This is a genomic window from Campylobacter concisus (assembly GCF_002913745.1).
Taxonomy (GTDB): Bacteria; Campylobacterota; Campylobacteria; order Campylobacterales; family Campylobacteraceae; genus Campylobacter_A; species Campylobacter_A concisus_R.
The window spans coordinates 21472-28829 of sequence record NZ_PPCG01000077.1 but is presented as its reverse complement, the minus strand read 5'-3'; the positions used below and the strand labels follow the sequence as shown (position 1 = coordinate 28829).

7 protein-coding genes are annotated in these 7358 nt (G+C 41.0%); all 7 read left to right on the top strand.

The annotated features are described in order from the left end of the window. Positions 1 to 175 precede the first annotated feature (175 nt). The 7 genes from CYO90_RS09575 (at position 176) to CYO90_RS09545 (ending at position 7356) form a co-directional block, all read left to right on the top strand. The gene (locus tag CYO90_RS09575; RefSeq protein ID WP_103579334.1) at positions 176 to 994 is read left to right on the top strand and encodes an ATP-dependent protease; all 819 of its coding nucleotides are present in this window, start codon (positions 176 to 178) and stop codon (positions 992 to 994) included. A 12-nt stretch (positions 995 to 1006) separates the two neighbouring features. After that, a complete protein-coding gene (nosZ, locus tag CYO90_RS09570) occupies positions 1007 to 3595 on the top strand; it encodes a Sec-dependent nitrous-oxide reductase (protein ID WP_103579333.1) in 2589 nt (862 codons plus the stop codon). 80 nt (positions 3596 to 3675) lie between these two features. Further along, positions 3676 to 4431, top strand: coding sequence for a cytochrome C (locus CYO90_RS09565; RefSeq protein ID WP_103579332.1), 756 nt, complete (start codon positions 3676 to 3678; stop codon positions 4429 to 4431). Beyond that, positions 4424 to 5680: a nitrous oxide reductase family maturation protein NosD gene (locus CYO90_RS09560; protein ID WP_103579331.1), complete on the top strand. Its 1257-nt coding sequence runs from the start codon at positions 4424 to 4426 to the stop codon at positions 5678 to 5680. Before CYO90_RS09565 ends, CYO90_RS09560 begins: the two co-directional genes overlap by 8 nt. After that, positions 5673 to 6350 (top strand): 4Fe-4S dicluster domain-containing protein, encoded by a 678-nt coding sequence (locus CYO90_RS09555; RefSeq protein ID WP_103579330.1) that lies wholly within the window; start codon positions 5673 to 5675, stop codon positions 6348 to 6350. The genes CYO90_RS09560 and CYO90_RS09555 overlap by 8 nt, the downstream gene beginning before the upstream one ends. After that, positions 6347 to 6898: a c-type cytochrome gene (locus CYO90_RS09550; protein WP_103579329.1), complete on the top strand. Its 552-nt coding sequence runs from the start codon at positions 6347 to 6349 to the stop codon at positions 6896 to 6898. The genes CYO90_RS09555 and CYO90_RS09550 overlap by 4 nt, the downstream gene beginning before the upstream one ends. Then, positions 6895 to 7356 (top strand): c-type cytochrome, encoded by a 462-nt coding sequence (locus tag CYO90_RS09545; RefSeq protein WP_103579328.1) that lies wholly within the window; start codon positions 6895 to 6897, stop codon positions 7354 to 7356. The genes CYO90_RS09550 and CYO90_RS09545 overlap by 4 nt, the downstream gene beginning before the upstream one ends. Positions 7357 to 7358: the final 2 nt, after the last annotated feature.

Genomic DNA, 7358 nt, shown 5'->3' with positions numbered 1-7358 from the left:
ATTTCTATCCGTTAAATTCCAAAGTCTATTTATTGTAAATGGCAAAATTTAAAAAAAATTATTGATATTTTTCTTTAAAAGCTTAAAAAAATAAATTAATATCTAATTTCCTTTTAAGAGTTATGCTTGTATAGTTTTTACAAATTTTAAATTTACGATGAAAGCAACCTAGATAATGAAATTTCTGCTATGTCTTAGCTTATCTTTGATGGCGCTTTTTGCTGAGAGTAAGGGCTGCTTCGTCGATGAAAATAGTCAAAACATCATCTTTGTAAAAGATGGCGAGACAAAAAGCCTAGGACTAAAGGAGAAAATTTACAAAGATCAAAGATGTGCTTTTGATGAGAGCTCTTTTTACGTTGCAAATTTAAACAACGAGATCGTAAAGGTAGCTAGCGAGAAGGAATTTTTATTTGCACTGCCAAATGTTGGCTGTAAGGTTTCAAATATCTTGCTAGATAAAGAGAAAATTTACGTCGCTTGCGATATGGCAAATGTTGTAACGATCGCTATTTTTGACAAGAGTTCTAAAAAATTTATATCAAGAAATTTTAACAATGTTTATAAAATTTCTATCTTTTTGCCGCTTGGCGAGGGAGTGTTTTTTACTAGCTTTAATGGCAAGGCATTTTTACTTGATAGCAAGCTTAACGCAAAAGAGCAAAAAAGCGTTTGCTTTGCGCCCATTAGTGCCTGTAAATTTAACGATGATGAAATTTTCATAGGCTTTAGAAACGGAGAAATTTTAGATCTTAAAAGTGGAGCTAAAAAGCAAGTTTTAAGATCTAAAATTTCAGCTCTTGCGTGCGTGGGAGATGAAGTTTTGGTAGCTAGTGAGGACGGAGCGATCTATAAATTTGACAAAAGCTTTAAGCTAAAGGGCAAAAAAGAGCTTTTTAGCGGCGAGATAAAAGAAATTTTTATAGATAAAAATGTGCTTGTTGGCGTAGATCTAGGTAATAAGACAAAGAGTTTAGAGATAAATTCATTTTAAAAAGGAGAGTAAATGCAAAAGTTATTTTGTGTCGCAAGTGCTGCACTGCTTGGGCTATCTTTAACTGCTGCTTGTGCTGCTAGTAGTGACCTTGAAAAAGTCATGAAAGAGCGCGGGCTAAGCGAAAAAGATGTCCTTGCAGCTGCCAAGACTTACCAGCCAAGCGGTAAAAAAGATGATTTCATCGTCTTTTCATCTGGCGGGCAGAGTGGTCAAGTGCTAGTTTATGGCGTTCCGTCGATGAGAATTTACAAATACATCGGCGTTTTCACCCCAGAGCCTTGGCAAGGATATGGCTATGACAATGAGTCAAAAGCTGTTTTAAAACAAGGCAACATCAGGGGCAAAGAGATAACTTGGGGCGATACACACCACCCAAATTTCACTGAGAAAAATGGTGAGTATGTTGGTGATTATCTATTTATCAACGACAAGGCAAACCCAAGGATCGCTGTTATAAATTTAAAAGACTTTGAGACAACTCAAATGGTCGTAAACCCTATCATGAAGAGTGAGCACGGCGGTAGCTTCATCACTCCAAACAGCGAGTACGTCATCGAAGCTAGCCAGTACGCAGCACCACTTGATGACAACTACCACTCAATAGATGACTACGAAGCTGTCTATAGAGGCGCTGTGACATTTTGGAAATTTGACTATCCAAAAGGCAAGATCGACGAGAAAGCATCTTTCTCTCTTGAGCTTCCACCATACTGGCAAGACCTAAGCGACGCTGGTAAGGGCGAGAGCTACGGCTGGGGCTTTACAAACTCGATAAACACTGAGATGTATACAGGTGGTATCGAAAAAGGTCTTCCTCCATTTGAGGCGGGTGCTAGTAGAAATGACACCGACTTCTTACATGTTTATAACTGGCAAATTTTAGAAAAACTTGCACAAGACAAGAAAAACTACAAAGTTATAAATGGTCATAGAGTGATTACGATAGAAGCTGCTGTAAAAGCTGGAGCACTATTTTTGATCCCAGAGTCAAAGAGCCCACACGGTTGTGACGTAAGCCCAGATGGCAGATACATCATCGTTGGCGGTAAGCTTGATACTCACGCATCAGTTTATGACTTTAAAAAGATCAAAGAGCTAATCGACAAAAAAGAGTACGCTGGCACTGACCCATATGGCATACCTATCTTAGATAGAGAAAAGTCAATGCACGGACAAGTAGAACTTGGCCTTGGACCACTGCACACATCATTTGACTCACAAGATGGCATACTTTATACTTCACTTTACGTTGATAGCCAAATCGTAAAATGGGACTACAAAAATTTAAAAGTGCTTGATAAGGTAAATGTTCATTACAACATCGGTCACCTTGATACAATGGAGGGCAAATCAGCAAAACCTAAGGGCAAATACGCAATCGCACTTGATAAACTTTCAATCGATCGCTTCAACCCAGTTGGCCCACTCCATCCACAAAACCACCAGCTAATAGACATCACTGGTGCAAAAATGGATCTAATCTATGATATGCCTATCCCACTTGGTGAGCCACACGACGTTGTTTCAATAGCTGCTAGCAAACTAACTCCAGCACTTACTTACAACATGGGTACAAACTCAAGAACAGGCGAGGCTAGCCCATACGCAACTCTAGCTGGTCAAGAAAGAGTTGAGAGAAACGGCAAAAACGTAACTGTCTATGCGACAATGATCAGAAGCCACATCAATCCAGAGCACATCGAGGTAAATAAAGGCGATAATGTAACAATTCACCTAACAAACCTAGAGCGCGCTCAAGATGAGACTCACGGCTTTGGCATCGACCTTTACAACATTCACGCTTCACTTGAGCCTGGTAAAACTGCTTCAGTAAATTTCGTAGCTGATATGGAAGGCGTCTTCCCATACTACTGCACCGAGTTTTGTTCAGCACTTCACCTAGAGATGATGGGTTACTTGCTTGTTAAAGATCCAAATAAAAAATATGAATCTGCAAAAAATAGCAAGCTAAAAACTCTAAGTCCAGAGGCTCTAAAAGCTGAGTACGACAAAGTAATCGCAACTAACAAAGCAACTGATGATGTTATCCAAGAGGTTGTTAAATACCTAAAAGAGAAACATTATGAGAAATATCCAAAAGTAAAAGCTTTGGTTGATGACGCACTTGATCAATACGGCCACATCAAAGAGGTAAAAGCTAAAGCTGACGAAGCTTACAAAAAAGGCGACGTAAATGGCGCTATCCTTTGGGAGTACCAAGTATGGCAATACATGGTAAAAACTGCCGACGTTGGTCTAAGAGCTAAAAACAACCTAGCTAAAGAGATCGCAACTCCGATGAGCCCAGCTGCTGCAAAAGGCGAAGAGGCTTATCTAAAAGGCGGATGTAATGGTTGCCACGTTATCGGTCAAGTAAGCTCAGGTCCAGACCTAACTGGCGTCTTGCTAAGACATGAAAACGGCGAAAAATGGGTAGCAGACTTTATAAAAGACCCTGCTAAATTCTATAACGACGACTACGTTAAAGCGATGATTGATTTCTTTAAACTTAGAATGCCAAATCAGCACATGAGTGACGAAGAGATCAAAAATATCATCGAGTATCTAAAATGGATAGACGAAAACGCAGGCATGTAGTTTTAAGGGGCATTTTTGCCCCTTTTAAATTTTAAAATTTAACTCTTTTGGGTGAAATTTTAAAATTTAAAGGAGAGATTATGAGTAAATATAAAATTTATACCATTGTTGCACTAATCATCATGAGCGTTTGTTTTACTCTGCCAGTTCTTGGCTGGCACGGAGCAAAAGAGCGTATAGCTAATGGCGACGAGCTACCATCTTATAGCTACACTATCTACGATCTTTATAGCTCATTTCAGTATAAAAACCACCTTTTGCCAAAAGAGGTGGCAAGTGATCTTCATAAGATGATCGAGCAAAAAGCAGAGATAGGCACGCCATCACTCCCTATCTGGTATGTATCTCTTGAAGCGCCAAACTATCCAAAGGCAGCCTTTCCAGATGGCATACCAGTATATTTTCACGTAGATGGATATAGCGGCGACGTGCACGAGATGAATACGATAAACCACTACATCGGCATGTATCCTATGGAGCATGGCGGAAATTTAGAGCGAGCGATCGCACCTTATTATCTACTTATCGCCACACTTTGCATGCTTGCGTTTTTATACTATGATGGTAAATTTAACTCACTTCTCATGGTGCCAACCATCATCGCACCGGTGCTATTTATGAGCGCATTTGTGGGCTGGCTATACTGGTATGGGCACAATATGCAAGAGTGGGGCGCCTTTAAGATCAAGCCATTTATGCCAACCGTTTTGGGAGATGGTAGCGTGGCGCACTTTACAACGCACTCATACCCAACTATCGGCTTTTGGGTGATGATGGTGATGAGCGTGCTTTGCATACTTGCGGTATTTTCAAAGAAAAAAGAGCTAAATGCGTAAATTTTCTAAATTTGCCCTTGTTTTTTTGCCACTTCTTGGCTTTGCAAACGTCCTTCAAGATGCGATAAATAACGCTAGCCCTGGTGATGTGATAAAGCTGGGGGATGCTGTTTATGAAGGGGGCATAACGATAAATAAGCCTCTTAGCATCATAGGAGAAGGCAAAAATGCCCACATAAAAGGTGACGGCAAGGGCAGTGTTATAAAGATCATCGCTTCAAACGTGACACTTAAAAATTTAAAGATAAGTGGCAGTGGCAACGACCTTGGCGAGCTTGACGCTGGCATAGGCTGTGACAAGGCAAATAATGTTGAAATTTCTAAAAATGACATAAGCGACGTGCTTTTTGGGATTGATTTTAAAGAGTGCAGTAGCTCAAAGATCACTGAAAACAACATCACCTCAAAAAAGGGCGCTAGCCTTGGCTTTAGAGGCGATGCGGTGAGACTTTGGTATAGCCATGAAAATTTGATCGAGCGCAACAATATCCGTGACAGCCGTGACATGGTCGCATGGTACGCAAGCCACAATAAATTTCTAAGCAACAAAGCAGTTGGCAGCAGATACTCGCTTCATTTTATGTATGCTAATCAAAATTTAGTAGAAAATAACGAATTTATCGGCAACGCTGTTGGCATGTTTTTTATGTATTCGGCTAGCTCAAATATAAAAAATAACCTCGTTATGGATAGTGACGGCGCCTTTGGCATCGGCATCGGATTAAAGGACGTGTCTGATTTCACGATAGAAAACAACACCCTTGTCTATAACGCGCGTGGCATCTTGCTTGATAACTCGCCGTTTCAGCCGGGATCAACTATAAATTTTATAGGCAATAAAATTTTACACAACATGGTTGGCGTCTATTTTCACGCTACGCAAGGCACAAGTATCTTTGAAAACAACGACTTTATCGGCAACATGGACATCGTCGTAAACGACACCCCGGGCGAAAAGATGCTACTAAATAGATGGAGCAAGAACTATTATGATGAGTATGAGAGCTTTGATAGAGATAAAGATGGCTACGGCGACACGCCATTTTTGCACCTCTCATACATCGATCAGCTTTGGCAGTACTATCCAAATTTGCAGTTTTTCTATGGCTCAAGTGTCTTTAGCGTCTTAAATTTCTTAGCCAAACTCGCTCCATTTTCTGAGCCGATAAAGCTACTTGAAGATAGTTCGCCAAGGATAAAACCGCTTGATGTTTCAAATTTCAACGCTTTAAAGGCGAAACGTGGATAGAAGAAATTTTATGATAATTGGCTCAGCCGCAGCGGTGGCTGGATACGCCATAGGCAAGTTTTTGCCAAAAAGTAGTGGCGACAAACTCTATCTTAGACCGCCAGGTGCTGTTGATGACTTTGATGATCTTTGCGTAAAATGCGGTCAGTGCGTGCAAGTTTGCCCTTATCACAGCATAAGCTTACTTGATATAGAAGATGGCTACTCAAGTGGCTCAGCTCACATCGACGCCAAAGAGCGAGGCTGCTACTTGTGTGACCTTTTCCCATGCGTGCTAGCCTGTCCTAGCGGTGCGCTCGATCACGCCACAAAGGTCGTGGGCGATGTCAAAATGGGCGTTGCAGTTTTAAGTGACACGGCTGCCTGTTTGAGCGTGAAAAGAGAAAATTTAAGCGAAGCTGGCGTTAAGCATCTGCTTGATCGCAAAGCCTATAACGACAGAGAAGAGGCGCTAAAAGATAAGATAAAAGGCAAGATCGGTCAAATTTGCGATCTTTGTGTCACGCTTTGCCCAGTTGGCGATAGCGCGATAGCAATGAGCGAGGCAAATTTGCCACTTATAAAAAATGGCTGCGTGGGATGTGGCGTTTGCGCTGAGGTCTGCCCAGCAAAGATCATAAATATCGCCCCAAAGATGAGCTATGATGAAATTTACAAGGAGAAAAAATGAGAGCAATAATACCTTTAATAGCTGCTGCGTTGCTATTTGTCGGCTGTGAAAAGAGTGAGGACAAAGCGCAAGAGGCTGCTAGCGAGCAAGGTGCAAAAGTAGCGACAAGTGCTAGCATAAAGGTCGAAAAAAATGAAAACAACGAGAGCGCAAATAAGCAAAATGAATTTATAAAATACGACATGCACGGTGAAAAAAGCGTTAAATTTGGACTTGAAGATAACAACGTAAGCCGCCAGATCGGAGCGCTTGCTATGGTAAAAAGCCCGCTTCAAAGTATAAATTTAAGGCTTATAAAGGGCAGACTTAGCAAGGACTTCATCACAAAGTGCTCAGCCTGCCACGACGACTATGCAAATGGCATCATCGGACCATCGCTTCTAACAAAGAGCGAGGATGAAATTTATAAGATGATAAACGCTTACAAAAACAAAGAGAAGGTAAATGTGCTGATGCGTGATCTTGTTAAAAAGATAGATGAGAGTGAGATTAGAAATCTAGCAAAAGAGATAAGCGATTTTAATGCGCAGTTTAGGAGCAAACAATGAAAATCGGAAAAATCATAACGATCATTTTAGCGGTGCTGATATGCGGCATCATGGTGTTTATGCTAAGCCAAACTCCGCCTAAAAAGGAGAAAGCAGAAGCTAGCGTTCAGCCAAAAGTGGAGCAAAATTTCACAAAGCAGCAGTCAAAGTCTAGCGAGGAATTTGCCAGCGAAGATGAGCTAAAAAAGGTAAAAGAGCTAAGTCTAAGCGTGGCTAAGACGCAAAATGAAGGCGTTAGTAGGCAATATCTAACCTCTTGCGCACCATGTCACGGCGCAAATGGCAAGGGTGTCGTAGCGCCTGATATCACTCATCTAAGCAAAGAGGATCTGCTAAAAAAACTAGCTGATTATAAGGCTGGCAAGGTGCAAAACACGCTTATGAAGGGACTGCTTACAAACGTTAGCGACAGCGATCTAAACAGCCTTGCTGATGAAATTTCTAAATTTAAAAAGTAAAA

Coding starts and splice junctions, on each gene's coding strand:
- CYO90_RS09575 (WP_103579334.1), top strand. CDS start 176: ATGAAATTTCTGCTATGTCTTAGCTTATCTTTGATGGCGCTTTTTGCT.
- nosZ (WP_103579333.1), top strand. CDS start 1,007: ATGCAAAAGTTATTTTGTGTCGCAAGTGCTGCACTGCTTGGGCTATCT.
- CYO90_RS09550 (WP_103579329.1), top strand. CDS start 6,347: ATGAGAGCAATAATACCTTTAATAGCTGCTGCGTTGCTATTTGTCGGC.
- CYO90_RS09560 (WP_103579331.1), top strand. CDS start 4,424: ATGCGTAAATTTTCTAAATTTGCCCTTGTTTTTTTGCCACTTCTTGGC.
- CYO90_RS09565 (WP_103579332.1), top strand. CDS start 3,676: ATGAGTAAATATAAAATTTATACCATTGTTGCACTAATCATCATGAGC.
- CYO90_RS09545 (WP_103579328.1), top strand. CDS start 6,895: ATGAAAATCGGAAAAATCATAACGATCATTTTAGCGGTGCTGATATGC.